Origin of the sequence: Stenotrophomonas maltophilia group sp. Smal32, assembly GCF_030237085.1 — a bacterium.
GTDB lineage: Bacteria > Pseudomonadota > Gammaproteobacteria > Xanthomonadales > Xanthomonadaceae > Stenotrophomonas > Stenotrophomonas maltophilia_Q.
This window is the reverse complement of sequence record NZ_JASJSI010000065.1, coordinates 1-24,871: the sequence shown is the minus strand read 5'-3', so window position 1 is coordinate 24,871 and position 24,871 is coordinate 1. Positions and strand designations below refer to the sequence as shown.

The window sequence follows — 24,871 nt, the reverse complement described above, 5'->3', positions numbered from 1 at the left end:
GCCTCAGACAGATTTTGGCGGTCTGCCACCCACGGAGAAGAAAGAGAAAATCAACAGCCGATCGCAGCGCTGCGCTTGCTCGTGTAGAGCCGAGCCCACGCTCGGCTCCTTTCCGCCGGGTCCGCGAAGCCGAGCATGGGCTCGGCTCTACAAATAGCGGCCTGCCAGGCTGCTTTTGCTTTTGATCTTCTCTTCTTTTCCGTGGGTGGACGCGCACGGGAGCCTGTCCGTGGCCGGGTAGATGGGCTGCGCAGGGGCGTGAGCCGCATGGGCCCTAGGCATGCCTCGGGCGGGTTGGGCAGGACGCCCAACCCGGGTCTTGCCGTGTGCGCAGGACAGCGCACACGAGCAAGCGGCGACCGAGCTTACATGGACGTACTTGCAGCGCCCCCTGCGCAGCCCATCTACCCGGCCCCACCCATGAACTGCTTTGCGCGGCCACCCACGAGGGGCTGCGCCGTTGGATGAAACCTTCCTGACTCTGCGCAACGCCTGTTGTGGAAGCGTTCTCACAACAACGCGCGGACGCCCGCCCACCGACCAAAGTCCAGAAAAATTGTTAAGGAGTTCACACTTTTACGCCGCGTTGATCCTGATCAATGGACTTGTCGTAATCGGCCTGCACAATGGCGGCCCGTTCGGCACGGCGCGCCGTCAATCGTTGCAGCGCGAGGGGGGCGTCGGGCGGGAGCAGTACTGATCCAACGGATACAAGGAGCGCGGGGTACTGCCACTGGGGAGCGGCAGCCGCGCAGGTATCGACCGGATCCGGTCGCCGGTTGCGTCTGCGGGGATGGGGACGCAACCGGCCACCTCTCTCTGAATGGGGAAGCACGATCACGACGTCTTCACATTTCCCGCTGAACGCGGGCAAATCGTTGTGATTCATGGTGTTAGGGGTTTTAATTCATCCATGACCTGCTAACCTGCGACGATGATTCGACGCACTCTGGCCTGCATGCTCACCCTCGGCCTGGTCGCCTGCGCGACCCAGCCGAAGTCCCCACCGTCTTCGCCCCAGGCCAGCAGTACGCCGCGCCAGCCCGCCACCAAGGCCCATGGCCCGGCCGAGGCAGCACCTGAAGCTACCGCAGCCACCGCGCCGCCGGTCGATCTCACCCCGGTGCCGTTCGAGACCGCGCGGGCGCGCTTCATTGCCGATACCGCCAAGCGTTATGGCCTGAAGCCGGAGCAGATCAGCAGCGTGCTCGACCAGGCGCAGGTGCGCCAGGCGATCATCGCCGCGATGTCGCGCCCGGCCGAGCGGGTCAAGCCGTGGAACGAATACCGGCCGATGTTCATCAGCAAGGCACGCATTGATGGTGGCCGCGCGTTCCTGGCCGAACACCGCGCTGAACTGGATCGCGTGCAGCAGCGCACCGGCGTGCCGGCCGAAGTGATCGTGGCGATCATCGGCGTGGAAACCAGCTACGGCAAGAACGCCGGCAGCCATCGTGTGCTCGATGCGCTGTACACGCTGGCCTTCTATTACCCGCGCAGCGGCGATCCGGCCAAGCTGGAACGCGAAGTGCGCCGCGAGCTGTTCTTCCGCGATGAGCTGGCCAAGCTGTTCGAACTGGGGCGCGAAGAAAAGCTCGACATCACCACGCTCAAGGGCAGCTATGCCGGTGCGATGGGCATGGGCCAGTTCATGCCGTCCAGTTACCTTGATTACGCGGTGGACGGCAACGGCGATGGCCGTCGCGACCTGTTCAACAGCTACGACGACGTGTTCTCGTCGATCGCCAACTACTTCGTCAAAAAGGGCGGCTGGGTGCGTGGCGGCCAGGTGGCCGTGCCGGCCACGCTGGCGCCGGGCCGCGATGAGTTCAACCCGACCGAGTGGATGCCCACCTGGTCGCTGGCCGACCTGGCGCAGCGTGGCTACCAGCCCAGCGCGCCGGTGCAGCCGGGCGCCACCGCCACTCCGATCACGCTTGAAGGCAGCACCGGCAAGCAGTACTGGCTGGGCTTCCAGAACTACTACGCGATCACCCGCTACAACCTCTCGAAGATGTACGCGATGGCCGTGTTCCAGCTGTCCCAGGCCATCGCCGGACAGGAGCTGCCCCCGGCATGAACATCAGATGGCTGGTCCCGAGCTTGATCGTCCTCGCGCTGGCGGCCTGCAGCAGCGCGCCGAAGAAGCCGGCCACGGCCGGTCATGGTGGCAAGTCCAGCGGCACGCTGGTGCAGGGCCGCGGTTCGCGACCGGCGCACTGCCCGGAAGGTTCGCCCTATGCGGCAGCCAAGGAAGACCTGAGCACCCGCGGCAACTACACTGCCGGTGGCCTGTACAAGCCCGGGGTGAAGGACAGCACGCCCACCTACATTCCCAACGTGGCCTGCATTCCCGAGCCGGAAGTGACCGCTGAGGAACGTTCGGCGATCGGCAACAAGTCGCCCTACGTGGTGCTGGGCAAGTCGTACAACGTGCTTGACGACACCCGCAACTACGTCGAGCGCGGCACCGCGTCGTACTACGGCGCCAAGTTCCATGGCCGCCTGACCTCCAACCGCGAGGTCTACGACATGTACCAGTTCACCGCCGCGCACAAGACGCTGCCGCTGCCCAGCTTCGCCCGCGTGACCAATCTGGACAACGGCGAGTCGGTGATCGTGCGCGTCAATGATCGTGGCCCGTTCCATGATGGCCGCGTGGTCGATCTCAGCTACGCCGCCGCTGTGCGGCTGGGCATCACCCAGCGCGGTACCGGCAACGTCGAGGTGCGCGCGCTGCAGCCGGGTGAGAGCAACCTGATGGCGCAGAAGCCGTCGCGTCGCGAGCGTCGCGCTGCTGAAGCCGCCGCCGCCGTGGCCAGTGCGCGCCCGGTGCCGGCTCCGCGTGCTTCCACCGACAGCGACATCGATCGCCTGGTCAACCGCCTGCCCACCGATGGCGCCCCGGCGCGTGGCCAGCCGGCCACCACCCAGGGCGTGGCCAGCACCGTGCCGGACGTGGCGGTCAGCAGCCTGCCGCCGAGCGCGCCGCCGGTGCGCAGTACGGCACCGGCATCGGCCGTGGTGGCCAGTGCTGCCCCGCGCGCGGTGGTACCGGCACCGGTGCGTGCCACCCCGGCCGCACCCAGCCTGTCGCAGCAGGTGGTCGGCGCGGTGATGGTGCAGGTCGCCAGCTTCTCCAACCGCGACAACGCCAACCGCGCGATGGGCCAGCTCAGTGCCGCCGGCATCGTGGGCGCGACCATCAGCGACATCGCCGCCGGTGGCCGTACCCTGTTCCGCCTGCGCGTTCCTGCCAGCGACCATGCCAGTGCTGCGGAACTTGTCGGTCGCATCGCCGGTCTTGGCCTGGGTTCGCCGCAGATCGTCAAGGATTGATCCGCCCGGGCCGGTGCTGCCGGCCCATGCTCCCCCGGCCTTACAATGGCCGTTACGTTCCACCCTCCATTCCCGGCCGTCCCCTGGAGCCTGCTGTCCAATGAATTTCCGTTCCGCCGCCACCGCCCTGGCCGCCACCCTGGTGGTGGGCCTGGCTTCCGCCCAGACGCCGCTGCCGACTCCGGCCACGCCGGCGCCCGCCGCTGCCGCTGCCGCCCCGGCCACCGTCGCCACTCCGCCGGCCCCGGCGCCGAGCGTGTCCAAGGCCTGGGTGCTGATGGATTACGCCACCGGCCAGGTGCTGGCCGGTGAAAACGTCCACGAGCAGCTGGCCCCGGCCAGCATCACCAAGGTGATGACGTCCTACGTGATCGCCGCCGAGGTCAAGAACGGCAAGGTCCGTGCAGATGACCAGGTGATGATGAGCGAGCGCGCCTGGCGCGAAGGTGGCGCCGGTACCGACGGCAGCTACAGCGGCTTCCCTGTCAACCAGACTGCACGCCTGGAAGACATGGAAAAGGGCATGGCGATCCAGTCCGGCAATGACGCCGCGATCGCCCTGGCCGAACACGTGGCCGGCAGCGAAGAAGCCTTTGCCTCGCTGATGAACAGCTACGCCGCCAAGATCGGCATGAAGGACTCGCACTTCGTCAACGCGCACGGCCTGACCGCGCAGGGCCACCACAGCACCGCGTACGACCTGGCACTGCTGGGCCGCGCGATGGTGCGCGATTACCCGGAAACCTACGCGTACAACAAGATCAAGGAATTCCAGGTCGGCAACATCAAGCAGCCGAACCGCAACCTGCTGCTGTGGCGCGATGGCAGCGTGGACGGCATCAAGACCGGCCACACCTCCGAGGCGGGCTACTGCCTGATGAGCTCGGCCCAGCGTGGCGACCAGCGCCTGATCGCGGTGGTGCTGGGTGGTGCGTCTGAGAAGCAGCGTGCCGATGACAGCCTGGCCCTGCTGAACTGGGGCTTCCGCTTCTTCGAGACCCATCGCCTGTACGAGCCGGGCAAGGCCGTGGCCGAGCACAAGGTCTGGAAGGGCACCACCGACAAGGTGCAGCTGGGCGTGGCCCAGCCGATGCTGGTCAGCGTGCCGCGCGGCCGCTACAACGACCTGAAGCCGAGCATCGACGTGCCCAAGACCCTGGAAGCACCGTTCACCGCTGGCCAGCAGGTCGGCACCGTGAAGGTCAGCCTGGATGGCAAGGTCATCGCCGAGGCACCGCTGGTGGCCGTGGCTGCCGTCGAGCAGGCCGGCTTCTTCAAGCGCCTGTGGGACAGCTTCTGGATGTGGTGGGAATCGGAATGATCCACGCCCCGGTGTGGTGAAGGAAAAGGCCGGCAAATGCCGGCCTTTTTTCTTCTCTCCTTTGGAATCGCGATGCAGGCTTGAATGGAGAACCTTGAAGCTTCAGGGGGTCTGCTGCTGGATGTACCGGTAGGCACGCTCAGCCAGTGCCTCGGTCTCGGCCGAACACAGGTGGGCGCGGCCGTCGTTGACCACGCCCATGCTGTTTACCCCCACGACGACTCCATGGCCGCTGTCGAAATCGAAGTCTTCCAGTACCGGTCCTCCGCTGGAGCCCGGGCCCTGCACGCAGGCAAGGCCCCACTGAAGAATTTTCTCCGAACCGAAGGGTCGACACGCCGAAAGTTCAACACGTGCAGTGGCGCAATAGGCCAGTTGCTGGCCGGTGTATTCGGGATTTCCGAATTCGTACCAGGGCGTCGGGGGGATGAGGCCGATGCCATTGGCTGAAACGGGGTAGCCGAACGTAACGCGGGGACCGGCTGCGGGTCGCTCATCGAAGCGGATGGCCTGGCTGCCAGCGTGGCGCGCCGGTCCTTCGCCGGATGCACCGGTGTGGGTCTGCAGGAAACTGGTGTCGAGTGCGCCGGAAATCGAGGCCTGCGGTGCGACGATCCGCCGTATTGGGTACCTTCCCAGCGGGGCAGTGCCATTCTCGAAATATGGTGCGAAGAGAAGGTGGTGGCTCCAGTGGACCGCACCTTGCTCGTCCAGCTGCGCAAGGCAATGCCACGCTGTCACCAGGATGTCGCCACCAAGGCTGTCGACCACGGTGGCGGTGCACGAAGCGTCCTTGCCATCCGGGCGTGTCAGGAAAAGCCGCCCGACACCCACAGGGTGTGGTCCTGTGCCCCGCCACGGGTCACCGTCGGTCTGCAGAGGATCCTGCCCCGGCGGCTTGATGGGAGCGTCTCCCTTGTCGGGCACAGCAGCCAGTCTTTCGTTCGTCCAGTAGGCGAGGATCTCTTCCTGGGAGGTCTCCATCCAGTGTTCAACCAGATCGCCAGCCGACGCAGTGGTCGGGAATGTGGCGCATGCGGTGATTGCTATACCCGATGCCATGCGAAACGCATGTCGGTGTTGGTGCATGACAGGCCCTCTGCTCGGAGTGCTAACAGAGATAGCGTGGCGCCAGCGGTAGTGCCATGAGACAAGTTGTACTTTCAGCCCACTTCGTCGATGGCCTGTGATCGGGTGGACCCTTTCGAGGCTCAACGCGGCCTGGAGGTCACCTGTTTCGGCCTTTGCCTGGGCAATGCCGCCGGGTCATGCCCGGCGGACGATGTGCCTTATGCAGCGAGCGGCGCAAACCGGTGTGCCGACCAACGGTCGGCACCCACCCGCTTCACCATCAGCCCCTCGCTTACAGCGAGCGGCTGATGGTGAAGCTGCCGAACACCGGCGACTGGCGCTGGCCATTGAACTCGCGGGTGCTGTGGTAGCGCGCCACTGCGAACTTCCAGCGCCCGCGCATCACTGCGACGCCGTAGCCACCCTGGGCCACCACGTGGCGCTTGTCCACGCTGTGGCTGTTGCGGAAGGTGTTGCCGTCCAGGGTGATGTCGCGGATCACCCATGCCGCATCGGTGGTCGCGAACAGGTGCCAGGACCAGCCGCTGGGGCGGCCGCCACGGGTCGGCGCGGTGTTCTCGCCGGCCGGGCGCAGCGGCGTGCTGCCGAAGTCGTCTGGCAGCTTCCAGCCGAAGCGCACTTCGCCACCGGCGTTGGCCTTGGTTTCCAGGTTGCCGATCGCACCACCATAGTGGCTGATCGCATCCCAGCCCCAGCCGCCGGCATTGACGCTGGCATCGGCCGGCCAGCGGCGCATGCGCTCGTGGGTGAGCATGAACACCGGCTCGTTGTGCAGCTGGTTGTCCCAGCCTTCGAATTTCTTGTCGCCCAGGATGTTGTGCACGGCATCCTGCACCTGCTTGCCCTGTGCCCACGGCCCGACCACGCCCACGGCCAGCTGGGTGGTCTGCAGGCGGTCGCCGCTGCGTGCGTTGAAACCGAAGCTGACCAGCAGCACGCCGGCATACGGGCGGTCATCCTCGATCAGGTCGCGGCGGGTCGGGTCGGTCGGGGTGAAGATGCCCTGGCCGATGCTGAAGATCATGTTCTGCTGCTCGAACCTGCCCGGGTGCAGGCCTTCCAGGTACTGGTTCACCCAGCGCGCCATGCGCGGCAGGCAGGGGTCGTCGGTGTAGTCGACCAGGTTGGGCGAGACCAGGGTCAGCTGCGCGCCGTTGGTATAGCCCTGGTCCTGGTGGCGGCCACCAAACAGGTCGTTGTCGACGCGGAAGTTGACCTGCGGCGGGTGGTCGCGCATCGCGTCCGGGCCACATTGTTCGGCCGCCTGGGCGACAAGGGGGAGGGGGGCGGCCAGCAGGCCGGACAGCCCGAGGACTGCGACGCTACGCATGGATGGAATGCTCATGGGGAAGGGGGCGGTTGTCTGTCGATTTATGCAACGACACGGTACGCGTGAGTACGTGGCGGAACGAGCGCTTTCCGATCACTTGTCTGTTCCGAAAACAACATTGTCCGGCGGACACAATTCGTTACATGCGTGCGATCGGTGCCATGGCCGGATCCGGCCCGCAGCGCGCCGGTTCCAGTCAGCTGGCGTTTGGCCACCAGGGGCGCCGCCGCTCGCTGCAACGCAGCGGCTCGCCCGTGCCGCCTTTGACTTTGATGAATACTCTTGGGTTTGTTGCCCTGCGGCCCGATAATGGGTCCATGGAAATCAAGTCCGACAACCCCGACCACGGCTTCCAGTTCCCCGGCCAGTTCGAGCTCAGCGCCATGGGCCCGGCCAACCGCGGCCTGGAACATGAGCTCCCCCGCCTGCTGCTGGCTGCCGGCATCGATGTCGTCAATGAACGCATCAGCTGGAAGCATTCTTCCAACGGCAAGTACGTGTCCGTCCGCATCGTGTTCAAGGCCGAGAGCCGCGAACAGTACGACCTGGCGCACCAGGCGCTGCGCGACCACCCGGAAGTGAAGTGGACGCTGTAGCCGACAGCTGCTCGGCCGACGCCGCCCCGGAAGACCGTGCGCCGCGTCCGGCGGTGGTCCGTGACCTCGGCCGCCAGGCGTACGAGCCGGTGTGGCGTGCCATGCAGCGCTTCACCGACCAGCGCAGCGACACCGATGCCGACGAACTGTGGGTCGTCGAGCACGACCCGGTGTTCACCCTGGGCCAAGCCGGCAAGGACGAGCACGTGCTGGCGCCGGGCGACATCCCGGTGCTGCATGTGGACCGTGGCGGCCAGGTGACCTATCACGGCCCCGGCCAGATCGTGGTCTACCCGTTGCTGCGCCTGCCGCGGCTGGGCATCGGCGTGCGCGACTACGTGTGCCGCATCGAACAGGCCATCATCGATACGCTGGGCGAGTGGAACATCGGTGCCGAACGGCGCGAGGGCGCCCCGGGTGTCTATGTCGGTGGCGCCAAGATCGCTGCACTCGGCATCCGCGTGCGTCGCGGCTGCACCTTCCATGGCCTGGCCTTCAATGTGGCCATGGACCTGGAACCCTTCCACCGCATCAATCCCTGTGGCTATCAGGGGTTGCAGGTGACCTCGGTGGTAGACTTGGGCGGCCCCTCCGGGATGGAGGCCGTCAAGCCGGTGCTGCTGGACCACCTGGCCCGCCAGTTCGGCCTGCTGCTGCGGCACACCCCCGAACTGCCCGATCTTTCTGCGGCCGCCTGACCGCTCCCCGGAACTGCCATGACTGAAACCACCGCCCGTTCCATTCCCCTGCAGATCGTGCAGGGCGACTCCCCGTCCGCCGCGCCTTTGCAGGCCGGGGTCAAGCAGCTGGGCGGTGACAAGATCAACCGCTCGCCGGTGCAGTTCGCCGATGCGCCGGTGCTGCGCAAGCCGTCCTGGATCCGCGTGCGCATTCCTTCGGGCAATGCCGTGCAGAACCTGAAGGCCAAGCTGCGCGAGAACCGCCTGGTGACCGTGTGCGAGGAAGCCAGCTGCCCGAACATCCACGAGTGCTTCGGCCACGGCACCGCCACCTTCATGATCCTCGGTGAGGTCTGCACCCGGCGTTGCTCGTTCTGCGACGTGGCCCACGGTCGCCCGAAGCCGCCGGATGCCAACGAACCGGCCAGCCTCGGCCAGACCGTGGCCGACATGGGCCTGAAGTACGTGGTGGTGACCAGCGTCGACCGCGATGACCTGCGTGACGGTGGTGCCCAGCACTTCGTCGACTGCATCACCGCCATCCGCGAGAAGTCGCCGGGCACCCGCATCGAAGTGCTGACCCCGGACTTCCGCGGCAAGGGCCGCATGGAGCGCGCGCTGGAGATCCTGGCGCAGAACCCGCCGGACGTGTTCAACCACAACATCGAAACCGTGCCGGACCTGTACCGCAACGTGCGCCCGGGTGCGGACTACCAGTGGTCGCTGAACCTGCTGAAGAACTTCAAGGCGCAGCACCCGGAGGTGCCGACCAAGAGCGGCATCATGCTGGGCCTGGGTGAAGACTTCGAACAGATCAAGGCCACCATGCGCGACCTGCGCGCGCACGACGTGGACATGATCACCATCGGCCAGTACCTGCAGCCGACCGCGCACCACCATCCGGTGCTGAAGTACTGGACCCCGGAAGACTACAAGGCGCTGGAAGACTACGGCTACGCGCTGGGCTTCAGCCACGTGGCCTCCGGCCCGATGGTGCGCTCGTCGTACCACGCCGACGTCCAGGCCAAGGGCGCAGGGGTTTCCTGACGCCCAGCCGGTGGGGGGATTGTTTCCTGTGGGTGCGAACCTTGGTTCGCACGCCTCTGCCTGCCGTAGAGCCGAGCCCCATGCTCGGCTGCTTTCGGTCGCACAGCCGAGCACAGGCTTGGCTCTACAGGGCCGGCCCAGCCTTCGCCTGCATTCACAATTTGCTACACCGGCCCCGCTAGGCTGGTTTTCCACCGGATGTGGGCGGGTGACAAACCCGGCAACTTTCGGCACTGTCGTGGTGTCTGAACACCACGCAGTCTCCCCCTTGGCAAGGCGCCTTCGAGCACTTCAATGAAATTCAAAGCCCCCGCATTCCTGATGGCCCTGGCGCTGGTCGCGCCGCTGGCGTTGGCGGCCAAGGCCGACTCGCCGGCATTGCCCGCCGCGGCAACCGCCGATCAGGTGACCACCTCCAAGCTGGTGTACGGCCTGCTGTCCGACAGCCGCTACGCCTACCGCCCTCGGGCGCTGGACGAGGCCACCTCCAAGGACGTGTTCAAGCGCTATCTGGAAACGCTGGACGGCGGCAAGCAGTACTTCACCCAGGCCGATGTGGCGCGCTTCGCACCGTTCGAGGCCAACATCTCCTCGGCCATCCGTGGTGGCGAGCTGGAGCCGGCGTTCCAGGTGTTCGCCGTCTACAAGCAGCGCGTCGGGGAGCGCGTGGCCTATGCGCGCAAGCTGCTCAAGCAGGAGCCGGACTTCACCACCGACGAACGCTTCGAGTACGACCGCAAGAAGGTGCCGTGGGCGGCCAGCAGTGCCGAGCTGGATGAGCTGTGGCGCAAGTCGGTCAAGAACGACTGGCTGCGCCTGAAGCTGGCCGGCAAGAAGCCGGATGACATCCGCAAGACGCTGGACAAGCGATACGCCACGCTGGAAAAGTCGGTCAATGAACTGAAGGGCGAGGACGTCTTCCAGTTCTTCATGAATTCGTACACCAGTGCGGTCGATCCGCACACCGATTACTTCACCCCGCGCACCGCCGAGAACTTCAACCAGGCGATGTCGCTGTCGCTGGAAGGCATTGGCGCGCAGCTGCAGCGCCAGGACGACGTGGTGGTGATCCGCGAGATCATCGCCGGTGGCCCGGCGGCGGTAGACGGCACGTTGAAACCGGGTGACCGTATCGTCGGCGTTGGCCAGGGCAAGTCCGGCCTGGTCGAGGACGTGATCGGCTGGCGCATCGACGATGTCGTGGCCAAGATCCGCGGCGCCAAGGATACCCAGGTCAAGCTGGAGTTCATCCCGGCCGCCGAGGGTGCCGACGGCAAGCACCACACGCTGGTGCTGACCCGCCAGAAGGTGCGCCTGGCCGAACAGGCTGCCAAGGGCGAGACCATGACCATTCCGGCCGCCAATGGCGAACCGGCGCGCAAGATCGGCGTGATCAAGCTGCCGACTTTCTACCAGGACTTCGAAGGCCGTCGCCGCAATGCGGCCGACTATGCCTCGGCGACCCGTGACGTGGCCAAGCTGCTGGCCGGTTTCAAGAACGACAAGCTGGATGGCGTGGTGCTGGACCTGCGCAACAACGGTGGTGGTTCGCTGGATGAGGCGATCGAACTGACCGGCCTGTTCATCGAGCAGGGCCCCGTGGTGCAGGTGCGTGAGTCCGGTGGCCGCGTCACCGTCAACAGCGACCGCAACCAGGGCGTGGCGTGGGACGGCCCGCTGGCGGTGCTGATCAACCGCGGTTCGGCCTCGGCCTCGGAGATCTTCGCCGGTGCCATCCAGGACTACGGCCGTGGCCTGGTGATCGGTGAGACCAGCTTCGGCAAGGGCACCGTGCAGAACATCGTCGACCTGGATCGCTGGCCGAGTGGCGAGACCCAGCGCTTCGGCCAGGTCAAGCTGACCATCGCCCAGTTCTTCCGCATCAGCGGCAGCAGCACCCAGCACAAGGGTGTGGTGCCGGATCTGGCCTTCCCGGCCAGCGTCGATGCCACCGAGTTCGGCGAGAGCACCTACGACAACGCGCTGCCGTGGACCCGCATCGCTGCCGTGCCGCACACCCAGTACGGCAATTTCGCGCCGCTGCTGCCGAAGCTGGAAACCCGCCATGACGCGCGCATTGCCGCCGACAAGGAATTCCAGTGGTGGAACGAGGACGTCCAGCAGTTCCGCACCGAGGCCGCGAAGAAGTACATCTCGCTCAACGAGGCCACCCGCCGCGCCGAGCGTGAGCGCCAGGACACCCAGCGCAAGGAGCGCCAGGCGATGCGCAAGGAACTGGGCCTGGCCCTGGACCCGCTGGCCGATGACAGCAACGACGACGGCCTGACCGGCAACGAGCGCGACATCGTCAAGGATGCCGCGCGCGAGAAGGCTGCCGAGAAGCGCCCGGACCCGCTGCTGCGCGAGTCGGCCTCGATCCTGGCCGACGCGGTGAACCTGCTGGCCAACGACCGCCCGCTGTCGGCGCAGGTGCTGCCGCAGTCCACCGGTGCCGGCCGCTGGGCTGACTGAGCCGGCAGGACGCGTGTATACCCGAGGGGCCGGCATTGCCGGCCCCTCTTCGTATGGGGACCTGATCCCGGTAGCGCCGGGCCATGCCCGGCGCTACCGGCGCATGAACCGGGAACAACGTGGGCGGTGTTGTCGACCTGCCGCACACGGTGGCGGGACTACCCTTGGCGGTACCGTCCTCGCAGGAGTACCCATGCGGGCCTCCCGTCTTTCCAGCGTTGCCGTGGCGCTGTCCGGCGCCCTGATCCTGTCGGCCTGTGGTGGTCGTGCCGCAGACAGCACGCTGCTGCGCGAATCCTTTGATTCCAGCGATACCTTCTCGCGCACCGTCAATGGTCGCCCGGGGGATGAGTGCGAGGCTGCGCGGCGCACCCTGCTCAGCCAGGGCTATGCCATCGCCCGTTCCGACACGGCGCAGGTGGAAGGCAACAAGAATTTCCAGCCGCGCGAGGACGACCATGAGCAGCTGGTGCTGCGCATTTCCTGCGCACCACGGGGGAACCAGACGCTGGTATTCGTCAGTGCCGTGCAGGATCGCTATGCGTTGAAGAAGAGTCCGACTTCGGCCAGCGTCGGTGTTGGCGCGTTGGGTTCGGTGTCGCTGCCGTTCGGCAGCAACGACGACTCGCTGGTGAAGGTGGCCAGCAGCACGGTCACCGATGCCGAGTTCTATCGCCGCTTCTTCCAGCGCCTGCAACAGTACCTGCCATCGGACACCGGCACGCCTGCGCCTCCCGCGTCTGCAACTCCCGAACCCCCACCGGCCAGCACGGACCAGGGTTGATTGTGCGCGGTAGATGGATGGCCGTGGCCCTGCTGCTGCCTGCGCTGGGCGCGACAGCCACGCCGCTGGACTGTACACAAGGGCTGCTGCAGCGCCTGGGCTGGCACTTCGAAGCACGCGCGATCAGTGCACCGCAGGTGCATGGTGGTCCTGTGTGCACGCGCGCGTCGCTGCCGGAGGCGCAGGCGGCGGGCGATCTGCGCGTGCAATGGCCGGTGGACATGCCCGCTGTAGCGCGCAAGGCGTTGCTGCAGCAGGTGCTGGACGATCCAGCTACGGTTTGCGCCTACGCCTTCCAACTGGGCGCCGCCACGCAACGTGCCGCTAGTGCACTGCAGGGCAATCCAGGATTCCGTTTCTCTGGCCTGCAGCTCGGTTGGATCGGCTTCGGTCTGCACGGCGCACAGGTGCAAGGTTGGCAGCGCACGCGAAGCTTCGGCCGTGGTTTCGCGCCCACTGCGGGCAACAGCCAGGCGCTGCAGGCGTTCTACAGCGGCAATGTGCGCGCCGAATGCGGGGTCGGTCGCCAGGTCGCTCAATTGGCCACCCAGCGCGAACTGTATGGCGACACGGCATTCGATGCTGAATTCGCCGCAGACGAACTGTCGATCGGCACCTTCCTCGCATTGCACGAGACCGACAGCATCCTGCTCGGCGCACATGCGGGTGATCTCTTCGCCGATGGCAAGGCGATACGCACATCGGCGATGGGCCGGCAGGCCTTCGTCGGCGTGCCTGGTTTCATCGAACATGTGTACGACAAGGGCACGCTGGACGACCTGAGCAACCAGGCCGAGAACTTCGTGGTGGTGTCGGTGGGCGAGGAGGCCGCGCAGGCCCTGGCTGCGCACGGCGGCCTGGCCTGGTACGACCAGCGCAATGTCGAACTATGGAAACTCGCGCAGGACATCCCGCGTATCGGCCAGCGCTACTTCGAGCGCCTGCTGTTCGAGCGCGATCCGGACCTTCGTGCACGGCTGGAACCGCGCTACCACGCCACGCTGGCACGCATGGACCAGCTGCTGGACGATCCGTTCTACCAGCAGTTCGTGATCTATGTGCACCCACGCGGTATACGTCCCATCGGCTACCACATCGCCCGCCTGCTCGACCGCAACCCGAGAACTCCGTTTTCGATCGACCTGGCAGTGCACAATCTGCATACCACGCTCTACCGGCGTTGGCGCGAGGCGCAGCTGCGTCACTGCGCGGCTACCGGCAGGCCAGGCAGCCTGACCCTAGACCCCAACTGAAGGTGAAACAATGGATATTGCAATGATCGGCCTCGGCCGCATGGGCGCCAACATGGCCCAGCGCCTGCATCGCGGCGGCCACCGCGTGGTCGGCTACGACCCGGGCGAAGGCGCCCGCCAGCGCGCCGCCGAGGCTGGCCTGGAGGTGGTTGATTCGCTGGCCGCCGCGGTTGCCGCGCTGCCGGTGCCACGCGTGGTGTGGCTGATGGTGCCGGCCGGCGAAACCGTCGACCAGACCCTGGGCCAACTGACCCCGCACCTGGCCGAGGGTGACATCGTCATCGACGGCGGCAACTCCAACTACCAGGACTCGATCCGCCGCGCCAAGGCGCTGGCCGAGGATGACCTGGGCTACGTGGACTGCGGCACCAGCGGTGGCGTGTGGGGCTTGCAGGAAGGCTACAGCCTGATGGTCGGTGGCGAAGCGCCGGTGGTGGAGCAGATCACACCGCTGCTGCGCACGCTGGCACCGGCCGAAGATCGCGGCTGGGCACGTGTCGGACCGTCTGGCGCCGGCCACTTCACCAAGATGGTCCACAACGGCATCGAGTACGGAATGATGCAGGCCTATGCCGAAGGCTTCGCGCTGATGGAGCGCAAGCAGGAGATGGAGCTGGACCTGGCGCAGGTGGCCGAGGTGTGGCGCCACGGCAGCGTGGTGCGTTCCTGGCTGCTGGACCTGAGCACCGAAGCGCTCAAGCGCAATCCCTCGCTGGATGGCATCGCGCCATACGTGGAGGATTCCGGCGAAGGCCGCTGGACCGTGGCCGAAGCGATCGCACTTGATGTGCCGGCACCGGTAATCACCCTGTCACTGCTGGAGCGCCTGCGTTCGCGCGAATCCAATTCGTTCACCGATCGCCTGCTGTCGGCGATGCGCAATGAATTCGGCGGCCACGCGATCAAGAAGTCGTAGGCACTGCGGTGGGTTCGGAGCCCTTTCCGTAGGAAAGGGCTCCGAACCCATCAACCCATTACTGTGTCGACCAAGGTCGACACCTACCAGATCCGATCCAGTGCCGACCAACGGTCGGTACCCACCCACAGCAGCAGGTTCCAATAGCCCGCAGGAAACTGTCGAAGGCGGGGTGGCTCAGGTTGCGGGGGCGTGAGCGCCAGGGATGGCGCGACCGAGGCTACATGGACGTACTTGCGCCGTCCCCCGCGGCCTGAGCCACCCCGCCATCTCACGGATAGCTTGCTTTTGACGTTGCCGTTGCCGTTGATTCGGCAGGTGCAGGGCGCAGCCCTGCCGATCATCCCAACTGCATCCGCCGCCCCTCGCGCGCGCTGTCCATGCCAGCCTGCAGCAGCCGCATCAGCTGCAATGCCTGCACCGCGCTGACCGTCGCTTCGCCGTCGCCGTGCATCGCCGCGGCGAACTGTGCATACAACCGCCGGTAGTCACCCGGGAGGTTGTCGATCGTTGTCCGCTGCACGTTGTCTTCGGCGTCGCAGCGCACCAGCTCGCCATGCCGCGGGTCGATGCCCCAGCCGGGTGCACCGGGTGCAACACCACGGCGCAGTTGCGCTTCCTGCACATCCAGGCCATGTTTGATCCAACTGGCCTTGCTGCCATGCACGTTGAAGCGTGGTGTGGGCGCTGCCACCAGAGAACCGGAATGCACGATCGCGCGATGCCGTGGGTAGTGCAGCACGGCGTGGAAGTAATCGATGCCGCTGCCGCCATCGCGCTGCACGGCCAGGTCCGCGTCGATCGCTTCGGGCCAGCCGAACAGCACCAGCATCTGGTCCAGCAGGTGCGGGCCCAGGTCGTACCACAGGCCACTGCCGGGACCATCCTGTTCGCGCCAGCGGTCGCGTACCTGTGGACGGTAGCGATCGAAGTGCGCATGGCACTCGGCAATGTCGCCCAGCGTCCCGTCCGCAAGCAGCGCCTGCAGCGTGAGGAAGTCGGCATCGAAGCGCCGGTTCTGGAACACGGTGGCGATGCGTCCGGCATCGCGTGCCGCAGCCAATACCGTTTCCGCTTCGGCCACGTCCAGCGCGAACGGCTTGTCGACCAGCACATGCTTGCCCGCAGCCAGTGCCGCGATTGCCAGCGGCGCATGCTGTTCATTCGGCGTGGCGATCACTACGGCATCCACGGCCGGATCGTCGAACACCTCCTGCGGCGTGGCACGCACGTGCACGTCGCTGAACGCGCGCAGCAGCGTGTCGCGTTGCGAACTGACGATGCTGTGCAGTGCCAGGCCCGGTGTGTGCTGGATCAGCGGTGCGTGGAAGACACGGCCGGCGAGGCCGTAGCCGATCAGGGCCAGTTGCAGGTCGGGGCGCATGACAGAGCTTCGGGAGTGGGAAGGGCAGGGTAAACGACGCGGGGTCACGAGCCCAAGCTGAACGGTTGTCGTTGCCGATGCCCCGATTCACGGCGGCATGACCGCAACGCCACGCCTGCTCCACGTCTGCTTGTCCAGACTGGCAGCACATTCCGAAGGAGTACGACACGATGAGCAATACCACCCGCACGCTGATTGCTTCTGCCCTGACGCTGGGCCTGGCGCTGTCCTCCTCGGCCGCGTTCGCCAAGGATCCGGCTGCAAAGAGCCCGCCGACCAGTGCGCATCCGGCGACCCATGCTGATCGCCACGATTCCAACGAGCCGGTGACCGATACTTGGATCACCACCAAGGTGAAGGCCGACCTGCTTGCCAGCAGCAACGTTCCGGGCACCGAAATCAAGGTGGAAACGGTGAACGGCGTGGTCAGCCTGAGCGGTGCCGTGGCCACCCAGGCAGAGAAGGACAAGGCGGTCACCACCGCCAAGGGCATCAAGGGCGTGACCCGCGTTGATGCTGCCGCGTTGAAGGTCAGCGCTGCCGCCAAGCGCTGAGCCCTATCGGGCGCCCCAAGCGGGGCGCCCGCCGCCATGTAGAGCCGAGCCCATGCTCGGCTGCCTTTGGGTTCGAGCCGAGCGTGGGCCCGGCTCTACAGGTGTGATTGCCAACCCGTTCAGCCAACCGGGCCGGAAAGCCCAGTGTTGTGACCGCCTGCGCTATATTGCCGGTTCCGCCGCAGCTGGGCAGGTCCCGGCCGACGCTCCGCGGCCGTGCTGAAGAGGAACTATGGCGCTGGTTTTCAGTGACGACATCTGGGACCGCTGGCGGTTGCCGGCCTTGGCACTGGCGGCTGCCGCGATCATCGCGGTGCCGTGGTTGACCCTGCGCAAACTGCAGCAGGACAACGAGCAGGCGATGGCTTGGGTGAACCATACCCAGGCCGTGAGTGTGGCCCTGCAGCAGCTGCAGGCCGATGTGCGTGACGTCGAGTCGGCGGCGCTGACCCTGTCCAAGGGCGTGGACGCACCGGGCCTGCGCGAGCGTATGGCCAGGGCCAACGACATCCCCGGGCGCCTGGCGGAGCTGGGCCGGATGACCCGCGACAATCCCGACCAGCTGATCCGGATCGGCCGCATCGAATCGATGCTGGAAGGGCGCATGGCACTTGCCCGTGAGCTCGCCAGATCCGAGCCCAACAGCGACCAGCGCGAACTGGTGCAGGATCTCAGCACGCGCTACCCGATTCGTGGACTGGTTGAAGAACTGCAGGACAGCGAGCAGAAACTGCTGACATTGCGTGCCGAGCAGGCCGCGCGCCAGCGCAAGCAGACCGAGCTGGTGTCGTGGAGTTCGCTGGTGGTGCAGCTGGCGCTGCTTGGTCTCGTGCTGTGGCTGCTGCAGCGGCAGATCGGCCGCCGCCTGCATGCCGAACGGCAGTCGCTGCGCTCGGCCGCACGCGCCGCCTCGGTGCTGCAGACCGTTCGTGAACCCATCGTGCTGCTCGACGGCGACCTGCGCGTGCAGCTGCATAACCCGGCCTTCGCCGAGTTGTACGGGCTTCAGGACGAGCGTGCCGATGGCCTGTTGCTGGAAGCCGTCGGTGACGGCGCCTGGAAGGACGCCGTAGTGCGCCAGCGCCTGTCCGACGTGCTGCTGCGCGGTCGCGAACTGTGGGATTTCGAGCACGAACAGCGCACTGCCGATGGCATGGCGCGCTACATGCTGCTGAACGCGCGCCGCATGCCGTTGCCCGATACCGATGACGAAGTGGTGCTGATGACGGTCAGCGATGTCACCATGCAACGTGCAGTCCAGCTGCGCGTTGAAGAGCTCAACCGCCAGCTGGAAGGCAAGGTCGCTCAGGTATCGGAGGTCAATCGTGAGCTGGAGGCCTTCAGCTACTCGGTGTCGCACGACCTGCGTGCACCGTTGCGCCACGTGGCCGGTTTCTCCGACAAGCTGTCGCGCCACCTCGGCGACCAGGCCGATGACAAGAGCCGCCACTACCTGGACGTGATCTCCAGTTCGGCCCGGCGCATGGCGGCATTGATCGACGACCTTCTGGTCTACTCGCGGCTGGGCCGCGCGGCGATGCGCCAGCAGGCGGTGGACATGCAGTCGCTGGTGGCCGATACCCGCGCCATGCTCGATGCCAACCTGCAGGCCGAGGCCGAGAACAGCGGCCATGCGCACCAGGTGGAGTGGAGCATCGCGCCGCTGCCGATCGTGGTGGGCGACGAGAACATGATCCGCCAGGTCTGGCTGAACCTGCTCGGCAATGCAGTGAAGTATTCGGGCAACCGCGAGCCGGCGAAGATCCGCGTGGACTACCAGCCGCAGCCCGATGGCGGTCATCAGTTCACGGTCAGCGACAATGGTGCAGGCTTCGACATGGCGTACGCCGGGAAACTGTTCGGCGTGTTCCAGCGCCTGCACAAGGCCAGCGACTACCCCGGTACCGGTATCGGTCTGGCCAGCGTGCGCCGCGTGCTGACCCGCCATGGCGGCCGTATCTGGGCCGAGGCCGAACCGGACGTCGGCGCCACCTTCCACTTCTACCTGCCTCCCGCGATCGACGCGGACAAACAAGGTCCCTCTGCATGACGACTCTGCGCACCATTCTTCTTGCCGAAGACAGCCCGGCCGATGCCGAGATGGCGATCGATGCCCTGGAAGAGGCGCGTCTGGCCAACCCCATCGTGCACGTCGAGGATGGCGTGGAAGTGATGGACTACCTGCTGCGCCGCGGCGCCTTCGCCAACCGTGAGGAAGGCCTGCCGGCGGTGCTGTTGCTGGATATCAAGATGCCGCGCATGGATGGCCTGGAAGTGCTGCGGCAGATCCGCGAGCACGAAGAGCTCAAGCGCCTGCCGGTGGTGATCCTGTCGTCCTCGCGCGAGGAAAGCGATCTGGCCCGGAGCTGGGACATGGGCGTGAATGCTTACGTGGTCAAGCCGGTGGACGTCGACCAGTTCTTTGGTGCGGTGCAGACCCTGGGCAAGTTCTGGGCGTTGATCAACCAGGCACCGGAACTCGAGTGAGCCCATGCCCCTGACCGGTCCCGCCCTGGGGGCGCTGCGCATCCTGCTGGTGGAGGACTCACCGGAAGATGCCGAGCTGATGTCCGAACAGATGCTCGAGGCGGGCCTGGAGGCCCGCTTCGAGCGTGTCGAGAGCGAGGCCGAGCTGCGCCAGGCGCTGGCCGCGTTCCAGCCGGACATCGTGCTGTCCGACCTGAGCATGCCGGGGTTCTCCGGTGACGATGCGCTGCGCATCGTGCGCGAGACCTCGCCGGAAGTGCCCTTCATCTTCGTCTCCGGCACCATGGGTGAGGAGAACGCGGTGGCGGCGCTGCAGAAGGGTGCCAATGACTACATCATCAAGCACCTGCCGGCGCGCCTGCCCTCGGCGGTGGCGCGTGCGATCCGCGATGCACGCAGTGCGATCGAGCGCGCACGGGTGGAAACCGAGCTGATGCGTGCACAGCGCCTGGAAAGCCTGTCGCTGCTCGCGGCTGGCCTCAGCCACGACCTGCGCAACATCCTGCAGCCGTTGCTGATCATGCCGGACCTGTTGAAGGCGCGTACCGACGATCCGCAGCTGCACCACCTGGCCGATGTCATCGCCGAGTGCGGTCGCCGTGGCCATGAGATGGCCGAATCGATGCTGTCGTTCGTGCGCGGTTCGCGCAAGCCGAGCGAGCGCATCGAGATCGATGGCCTGTTCGATGCGGTGGCTCTGCTGTTGCGCAGCAACGTGCCCGACGCCGTGCGCCTGGAGCTGCAGGTGCAGGACGAAGGCCTGGTGGTCGATGCCAACTACACCGAACTCCAGCAGGTGATGCTGAACCTGGCGCTCAATGCGATCCAGGCGATGCCCAAGGGCGGCCGCCTGAGCCTCACCGCCAGCCATGCAGGCCAACGCGATGGCGTGGACTGGATGCATATCCGCGTGGCCGACGAAGGCATCGGCATGGATGCGGACACGCTGTCGCACCTGTTCAATCCGTTCTTCACCACCAAGGCCGATGGCACCGGGCTGGGGCTGATTTCCTGCAAGCGCATCGTCGAAGGTGCCGGCGGCAGCATTCATGTCAGCAGCCAGCCGGGGCAGGGCACCTGCTTCGAACTGCGCCTGCCGATGCACGAAGCCATCGACGGCGGCGAGCCCATCGAGCAGCTGGTGGCCTTGGGCAGCGGCCAGTCGATCCTGGTGGTCGATGGGGAAGTCACGCGCCTGTCGCTGCTGGGCAATGCGCTGTCCAGCCAGGGTTACCAGCTGCAGCTGGCCTCTGACGGCCCCGCCGCGCTGCGCTGGATGCAGCAGGAGGCGATGCCTGCGCTGGTGATCGCCGATGCAGGCTCCAAGCTGCTGCCGGCCAGCCAGCTGCTGGGCGAGATGGCCACGCTGGGCTATCGCGGCCCGGCACTGGTACTGGAGGACCCTGCAGTGCCCGTCGCGGCCGATGCATTCCCGGATGGCGTGGAGGTGCATGTGCTGCACAAGCCGCTGCAGATGCAGCAGGTGTTCCGCGCGGTCGCCGAAGCGCTGGGGTGATGCCGTTGGGGTTCTGTAGAGCCGAGCCCATGCTCGGCTGCTGTTCGCATTGACCTCGACAGCCGAGCGTGGGCTCGGCTCTACAGGGCGGTTTCCCACGGGAAGCGTGGCAGGGCGTCCACCGCCTGTTCCAGGCGCCGTGACCAGTTCTGGTGGATATCGGCATACAGCGCTGAATCCGCACCCAGCCGCAGTTGCTGGCCGATGCGCAGCTCACCGCCGCGCACCAGCGCCAGGTCGATCGGCAGGCCCACCGACAGGTTGGAACGGATGGTCGAGTCCAACGAGACGATCGCCGTGCGCGCCGCGTCCTCCAGGCGGGTGGCCGGGCTGAGGATGCGGTCGAGGATCGGCTTGCCGTACTTGGACTCACCGATCTGCAGATAGGGCGTCTCCGGCGAAGCAGCGATGGCGTTGCCGAGTGGATAGACCATGTACAGCCCCGGCCGCTCGCCGGCGATCTGGCCACCGAAGATCAGCGTGGCCTGGGTGTTGACCCCGTCATGGCCGTGCTCGCTGTGGCTGCTGTGCACCTGGCTGTCGACCAGCAGCTGGCCGACATACTCGGCAGCCTCGAACAGGTGGGTCATGTCGCGCAGGTTGGGCGTGCGTCTCTCGTCGGCGTCGCGCCCCAGGCGCGACACCAGCAGCTGGGTGGTGGCCAGGTTGCCGGCCGCCATCAGTACGTAGGCTGCCTGGCCGGGGTACTCGAACACGTGCAGCTTGCGGTGCACGCGCACATCGTCCAGCGAGGCATTGGTCCGGGTGTCGGCAGCGAAGACCAGGCCCTCGTCCACCTCGATTCCAACGCAATAGGTCATGTCGGTGCCCTATCATGTGCGTCCCGGATTGTAGGCAGGCCGCCGTGACGACGGCATGTCCACGCCCCCCAAGTGCCGTCACCTGAACCGCATGACCACCGTGCTCCTGAGCCTGGGCAGCAACGTCCAGCCCCGCCGCTACCTCCACGCCGCGGTGACGGCCCTGCGCGAGCGCTTCGGCGCACTGCAGGTGTCGCCCGCCTACCGTACCGCCGCGGTCGGCTTCGACGGCCCGGCCTTCCTCAACAACGCCGTGGCGATCGACACCGACCTGCCGCTGCAGGAACTGGACGACTGGCTGCATGCGCTGGAAGACGCGCACGGCCGCGACCGCAGCGGGCCACGCTTCTCGGACCGGACCCTGGACATCGACGTGGTGTTCTACGGTGACCTGGTGGTGGAAGGCCCCGGCCATCTGCGCATCCCGCGCCCGGAGCTGAAACACGCCTTCGTGCTGAAGCCGCTGGCAGACATCGCGCCGGATTTCATCGACCCGGTCAGTGGGCAGGATCTGGCCACGCTGTGGCGCGCGCACCGGCAGCATGGCGAAGCGTTTGAGATCGTTGATCTGGAATGATCAGGTTGCGTTGGGGTCAGATCCCTTTTCCCGCAGTGAAAAGGGATCTGACCCCGTCGTCCGTCCTGCCCGGTGTCAACTGACCGTGCGCCCACCATCCACGCGCAATGTGTGGCCGGTGACGAAGCCGGCTTCGGCCACCAGCCAGTAAACCGCTTCGGCAATCTCCTCGACTGTACCGATCCGCGCCAGAGGCGTGCGCGCCAGCAGCGCCTCGCGGGCGAAATCGTCCTTGCCCTGTTCCGGCCACAGGATCGCGCCGGGCGCCACCGCATTGACCCGCACCTTCGGCGCCAGCTCCAGCGCCAGCGAACGGGTAGCCATTTCCAGCGCGGCCTTGGCCATGGTGTAGGCGATGTGGTCGCGCATCGGGTCGGTGCCGTGCAGGTCGGTCAGGTTGACGATGCAGCCTTGCTGGCGGCGCAGGTAGGGCGCGGCGGCCTGTGACAGCAGCAATGGCGCGCGCGCATTGACCGCATACAGCTCGTCCATCGCCTCGGCGGTCACCTGGCCGAGCGGGGTGGCATAGAAGTTGGAGGCATTGTTGACCAGCGCGTCCAGGCGGCCGAAGTGGGTGACGGCCTGTTCCACCAGATCGGGCAGGGCGTCGGCGTCACGCAGATCGGCCTGCAGCGCCAGCACGCTGCCCGGGCGCACGTTGTCGAAGTCGAACGCGGCCTGCTGCAGTTCCGCGCTGGAGGTGTTGGCGTGCAGCACCACCGACCAGCCGCAGGCGTGGAACTGGCGGGCGATGGCCGCACCGATCCGGCGCGCGCTGCCGGTGATCAGGACCACGGGGTGGGTATCGCTCATCGAGGGTCCTCCAAGGCTCGGCTATCCTGTGCACCATTGTCACCGCATTCGAAGACGCCATGCAGCCCACCTTCCCCCTGCCCGAATCCGATGCCCTGGCCCACAGCGACCAGCTGGCTGCCGCCCTGCGCGCCGAAATCCTTGCGCAGGGCGGGGCAATGCCGTTCTCCCGCTTCATGGAGCTGTGCCTGTACACCCCCGGCTGGGGCTATTACAGCGCCGGCGCCAGCAAGTTCGGTGGCAGTGGCGACTTCACCACCGCGCCCGAGCTCGGCAGCCTGTTCGCCGGCAGCGTGGCCAATGCGCTGGCCCCGGTGTTCGCCCAGCTGGGTGCGCAGGCGCGGATGCTGGAGCTGGGCGGCGGCACCGGCGCCTTCGCCGAGGCGGTACTGCTGCGCCTGGCCGAGCTGGACGCGCTGCCGTCGCGCTACGCCATCCTTGAACCCAGCGCCGACCTGCGCGAGCGCCAGCAGCAGCGCCTGCAGCAGAACCTGCCGGCCGAACTGGCCGCGCGTGTGGACTGGGTCGACCGCCCGTTCGAAGAGGACTGGGAAGGCGTGGTGTTCGCCAATGAAGTGATCGACGCACTGCCGACCCCGCGCTTCCTGATCCGGGATGGCGAGGTCTATGAGGAAACCGTTGAACTGGATGGCGACGGCAATTTCATCCGCGGCGCGCAGCCGGCCGACATCCTGCTCAATGGCGCGGTGCGCCACATCGAGCGCTATCTGGAGAAGCCTTTCGCCGAGGGCTACCGTTCCGAAGTACTGCCGCAGCTGCCGTACTGGCTGCAGGCGGTGGCCGGCGGCCTGCAGCGTGGCGCGATGCTGTTCGTCGATTACGGCTACAACCGCGGCGAGTTCTACCAGCACGATCGCGACGACGGCACCGTGCGTGCCTTCTACCGCCACCACGTGCACAACGACGTGCATCGCTGGCCGGGCCTGCAGGACATCACCGCATCGGTGGATTTCACCGCGATGGCCGAGGCGGGCATGCACGGTGGTTTCGAGCTGGCCGGCTACTGCAGCCAGGCCAGTTTCCTGCTCGGCAACGGCCTGGACCAGGTGCTGCTGCTGGCCGAAGAGCGTACGGATGAGGTCGGTCGCATCCAGCTGCGCGACCAGGTGAAGAAGCTGACCCTGCCCACCGAAATGGGCGAGCGCTTCCAGGCGATCGGTCTGCAGCGTGGCGTCGACTTCGAGCCGGCCTTCGAACTGGGTGACCTGAGCTGGCGCTTGTGAGCAGTGCGTTGCCGGTGATCAAGCCGCTGCGGCGACCGCGGCTGTGGACCGTGTTGTGGGTGCTGGCGGTGTTGCTGGTGGTCGTGGTTTGCCTGATTCCACCACCGCCGATTCCGCTGCCGGAAAACAGCGACAAGGGCGAGCACTTCCTCGCCTACTTCATCCTGGCCGGCAGTGCGGTACAGCTGTTCCGTCGCGGGCGTCCGCTGCTGTGGGTAGGCGTGGGCTTGGTGCTGATGGGGATCGGCATCGAGTTCGCGCAGGGCGCGCTGACCACCAACCGCACCGCCGACCCGATGGATGCGATTGCCAACACTATTGGCGTGCTGGTCGGCATGACCACGGCCCTGACCCCGCTGCGCGACCTGCTGCTGCGCTGGCGCGGGTGAGGTTCCTGTAGAGGCGGCCCCCAGCGGGGCGTTTCCGGTGGAAAGGCGCCCCCCAAGGGCTCGGCCCGCCACTTTATACACCCCATGCGTGGTTCCCGGCGCAAATCCCCAACCAAAGTTGGGACCAAACGTACCGTGACCCCAAACACCACCCACAAAGCCGGGGGGGTGTGGGCGGTGTAGTTGATGGACACGTGAACGGGGGTGTCTTTTAAAAAAATACGAGCCCACGACAAGGCCTCCTATGTGGTTTTGG

Annotated in this window: 23 protein-coding genes; 18 read left to right on the top strand and 5 right to left on the bottom strand. The window is 66.5% G+C overall.

Features of this window, described 5'->3' with window-relative positions; all coding sequences use genetic code 11:
• Nucleotides 1-460: 460 nt before the first annotated feature.
• The 4 genes from QRO91_RS15140 to QRO91_RS15125 all read left to right on the top strand — a co-directional run bounded on the left by QRO91_RS15140 (nucleotide 461) and on the right by QRO91_RS15125 (nucleotide 4,660).
• Nucleotides 461-700, top strand: a complete 240-nt coding sequence (locus tag QRO91_RS15140; protein ID WP_152906619.1) for a hypothetical protein — start codon at nucleotides 461-463, stop codon at nucleotides 698-700.
• Between the two features lie 234 nt (nucleotides 701-934).
• A complete protein-coding gene (mltB, locus tag QRO91_RS15135) occupies nucleotides 935-2,080 on the top strand; it encodes a lytic murein transglycosylase B (RefSeq protein ID WP_049432845.1) in 1,146 nt (381 codons plus the stop codon).
• The gene (locus tag QRO91_RS15130; protein WP_049432842.1) at nucleotides 2,077-3,339 is read left to right on the top strand and encodes a septal ring lytic transglycosylase RlpA family protein; all 1,263 of its coding nucleotides are present in this window, start codon (nucleotides 2,077-2,079) and stop codon (nucleotides 3,337-3,339) included. Before mltB ends, QRO91_RS15130 begins: the two co-directional genes overlap by 4 nt.
• Nucleotides 3,340-3,439: 100 nt before the next feature.
• Nucleotides 3,440-4,660: a D-alanyl-D-alanine carboxypeptidase family protein gene (locus QRO91_RS15125; RefSeq protein WP_049432839.1), complete on the top strand. Its 1,221-nt coding sequence runs from the start codon at nucleotides 3,440-3,442 to the stop codon at nucleotides 4,658-4,660.
• 102 nt (nucleotides 4,661-4,762) lie between these two features.
• Here QRO91_RS15125 and QRO91_RS15120 read toward each other — a convergent pair whose 3' ends face one another.
• Both QRO91_RS15120 and QRO91_RS15115 read right to left on the bottom strand, forming a co-directional pair.
• On the bottom strand, nucleotides 4,763-5,644 hold the full coding sequence (locus QRO91_RS15120; RefSeq protein ID WP_049432837.1) for a serine protease: 882 nt from the start codon (nucleotides 5,642-5,644) through the stop codon (nucleotides 4,763-4,765).
• 379 nt (nucleotides 5,645-6,023) lie between these two features.
• Nucleotides 6,024-7,097: a lipid A deacylase LpxR family protein gene (locus tag QRO91_RS15115; RefSeq protein WP_100443684.1), complete on the bottom strand. Its 1,074-nt coding sequence runs from the start codon at nucleotides 7,095-7,097 to the stop codon at nucleotides 6,024-6,026.
• A gap of 302 nt (nucleotides 7,098-7,399) precedes the next feature.
• On the opposite strand from QRO91_RS15115, the gene QRO91_RS15110 reads away from it, so the two are divergent.
• The 7 genes from QRO91_RS15110 to gnd all read left to right on the top strand — a co-directional run bounded on the left by QRO91_RS15110 (nucleotide 7,400) and on the right by gnd (nucleotide 14,830).
• On the top strand, nucleotides 7,400-7,678 hold the full coding sequence (locus QRO91_RS15110; RefSeq protein ID WP_005411067.1) for a YbeD family protein: 279 nt from the start codon (nucleotides 7,400-7,402) through the stop codon (nucleotides 7,676-7,678).
• On the top strand, nucleotides 7,666-8,376 hold the full coding sequence (gene lipB / locus QRO91_RS15105; RefSeq protein WP_100443683.1) for a lipoyl(octanoyl) transferase LipB: 711 nt from the start codon (nucleotides 7,666-7,668) through the stop codon (nucleotides 8,374-8,376). Before QRO91_RS15110 ends, lipB begins: the two co-directional genes overlap by 13 nt.
• A gap of 18 nt (nucleotides 8,377-8,394) precedes the next feature.
• Nucleotides 8,395-9,405 (top strand): lipoyl synthase, encoded by a 1,011-nt coding sequence (gene lipA / locus QRO91_RS15100; RefSeq protein WP_049429374.1) that lies wholly within the window; start codon nucleotides 8,395-8,397, stop codon nucleotides 9,403-9,405.
• Nucleotides 9,406-9,699: 294 nt separating this feature from the next.
• Nucleotides 9,700-11,877, top strand: coding sequence for a carboxy terminal-processing peptidase (locus tag QRO91_RS15095; RefSeq protein ID WP_049429375.1), 2,178 nt, complete (start codon nucleotides 9,700-9,702; stop codon nucleotides 11,875-11,877).
• 193 nt (nucleotides 11,878-12,070) lie between these two features.
• Complete coding sequence (locus QRO91_RS15090; RefSeq protein ID WP_049429376.1) at nucleotides 12,071-12,661, top strand: DUF2242 domain-containing protein; 591 nt, start codon at nucleotides 12,071-12,073, stop codon at nucleotides 12,659-12,661.
• 17 nt (nucleotides 12,662-12,678) lie between these two features.
• Complete coding sequence (locus QRO91_RS15085; RefSeq protein ID WP_100443682.1) at nucleotides 12,679-13,914, top strand: hypothetical protein; 1,236 nt, start codon at nucleotides 12,679-12,681, stop codon at nucleotides 13,912-13,914.
• Nucleotides 13,915-13,924: 10 nt separating this feature from the next.
• Nucleotides 13,925-14,830: a phosphogluconate dehydrogenase (NAD(+)-dependent, decarboxylating) gene (gnd, locus tag QRO91_RS15080; protein WP_049429378.1), complete on the top strand. Its 906-nt coding sequence runs from the start codon at nucleotides 13,925-13,927 to the stop codon at nucleotides 14,828-14,830.
• Between the two features lie 340 nt (nucleotides 14,831-15,170).
• Here gnd and QRO91_RS15075 read toward each other — a convergent pair whose 3' ends face one another.
• The gene (locus tag QRO91_RS15075; RefSeq protein WP_049429379.1) at nucleotides 15,171-16,214 is read right to left on the bottom strand and encodes an oxidoreductase; all 1,044 of its coding nucleotides are present in this window, start codon (nucleotides 16,212-16,214) and stop codon (nucleotides 15,171-15,173) included.
• A 170-nt stretch (nucleotides 16,215-16,384) separates the two neighbouring features.
• Here QRO91_RS15075 and QRO91_RS15070 point away from each other — a divergent pair, with 170 nt between their 5' ends.
• The 4 genes from QRO91_RS15070 to QRO91_RS15055 all read left to right on the top strand — a co-directional run bounded on the left by QRO91_RS15070 (nucleotide 16,385) and on the right by QRO91_RS15055 (nucleotide 20,771).
• Nucleotides 16,385-16,768, top strand: a complete 384-nt coding sequence (locus QRO91_RS15070) for a BON domain-containing protein (protein WP_049429380.1) — start codon at nucleotides 16,385-16,387, stop codon at nucleotides 16,766-16,768.
• Between the two features lie 232 nt (nucleotides 16,769-17,000).
• A complete protein-coding gene (locus QRO91_RS15065; RefSeq protein WP_197620006.1) occupies nucleotides 17,001-18,818 on the top strand; it encodes an ATP-binding protein in 1,818 nt (605 codons plus the stop codon).
• Nucleotides 18,815-19,255, top strand: a complete 441-nt coding sequence (locus QRO91_RS15060; protein WP_005411057.1) for a response regulator — start codon at nucleotides 18,815-18,817, stop codon at nucleotides 19,253-19,255. The genes QRO91_RS15065 and QRO91_RS15060 overlap by 4 nt, the downstream gene beginning before the upstream one ends.
• Before the next feature lie 4 nt (nucleotides 19,256-19,259).
• Entirely contained in the window at nucleotides 19,260-20,771 is a 1,512-nt protein-coding gene (locus tag QRO91_RS15055; RefSeq protein WP_197651191.1) for an ATP-binding protein, read from the top strand.
• A gap of 80 nt (nucleotides 20,772-20,851) precedes the next feature.
• Here the strand turns inward: QRO91_RS15055 and QRO91_RS15050 are convergent, their stop codons facing one another.
• Nucleotides 20,852-21,592 (bottom strand): 20S proteasome subunits A/B, encoded by a 741-nt coding sequence (locus QRO91_RS15050; protein ID WP_049429383.1) that lies wholly within the window; start codon nucleotides 21,590-21,592, stop codon nucleotides 20,852-20,854.
• A 91-nt stretch (nucleotides 21,593-21,683) separates the two neighbouring features.
• Here QRO91_RS15050 and folK point away from each other — a divergent pair, with 91 nt between their 5' ends.
• Nucleotides 21,684-22,169, top strand: a complete 486-nt coding sequence (folK, locus tag QRO91_RS15045) for a 2-amino-4-hydroxy-6-hydroxymethyldihydropteridine diphosphokinase (protein WP_100443680.1) — start codon at nucleotides 21,684-21,686, stop codon at nucleotides 22,167-22,169.
• 75 nt (nucleotides 22,170-22,244) lie between these two features.
• Here the strand turns inward: folK and QRO91_RS15040 are convergent, their stop codons facing one another.
• Nucleotides 22,245-22,982 (bottom strand): pteridine reductase, encoded by a 738-nt coding sequence (locus QRO91_RS15040; RefSeq protein ID WP_049429385.1) that lies wholly within the window; start codon nucleotides 22,980-22,982, stop codon nucleotides 22,245-22,247.
• A 59-nt stretch (nucleotides 22,983-23,041) separates the two neighbouring features.
• Here QRO91_RS15040 and QRO91_RS15035 point away from each other — a divergent pair, with 59 nt between their 5' ends.
• Together QRO91_RS15035 and QRO91_RS15030 are read left to right on the top strand one after the other, a co-directional pair.
• Nucleotides 23,042-24,226 carry a class I SAM-dependent methyltransferase gene (locus QRO91_RS15035; protein WP_049429386.1) on the top strand — a complete coding sequence of 395 codons (1,185 nt, stop codon included), beginning with the start codon at nucleotides 23,042-23,044 and terminating at the stop codon, nucleotides 24,224-24,226.
• Nucleotides 24,223-24,615 carry a membrane protein gene (locus QRO91_RS15030; RefSeq protein WP_049429387.1) on the top strand — a complete coding sequence of 131 codons (393 nt, stop codon included), beginning with the start codon at nucleotides 24,223-24,225 and terminating at the stop codon, nucleotides 24,613-24,615. The genes QRO91_RS15035 and QRO91_RS15030 overlap by 4 nt, the downstream gene beginning before the upstream one ends.
• The last annotated feature ends 256 nt before the right edge of the window (nucleotides 24,616-24,871 follow it).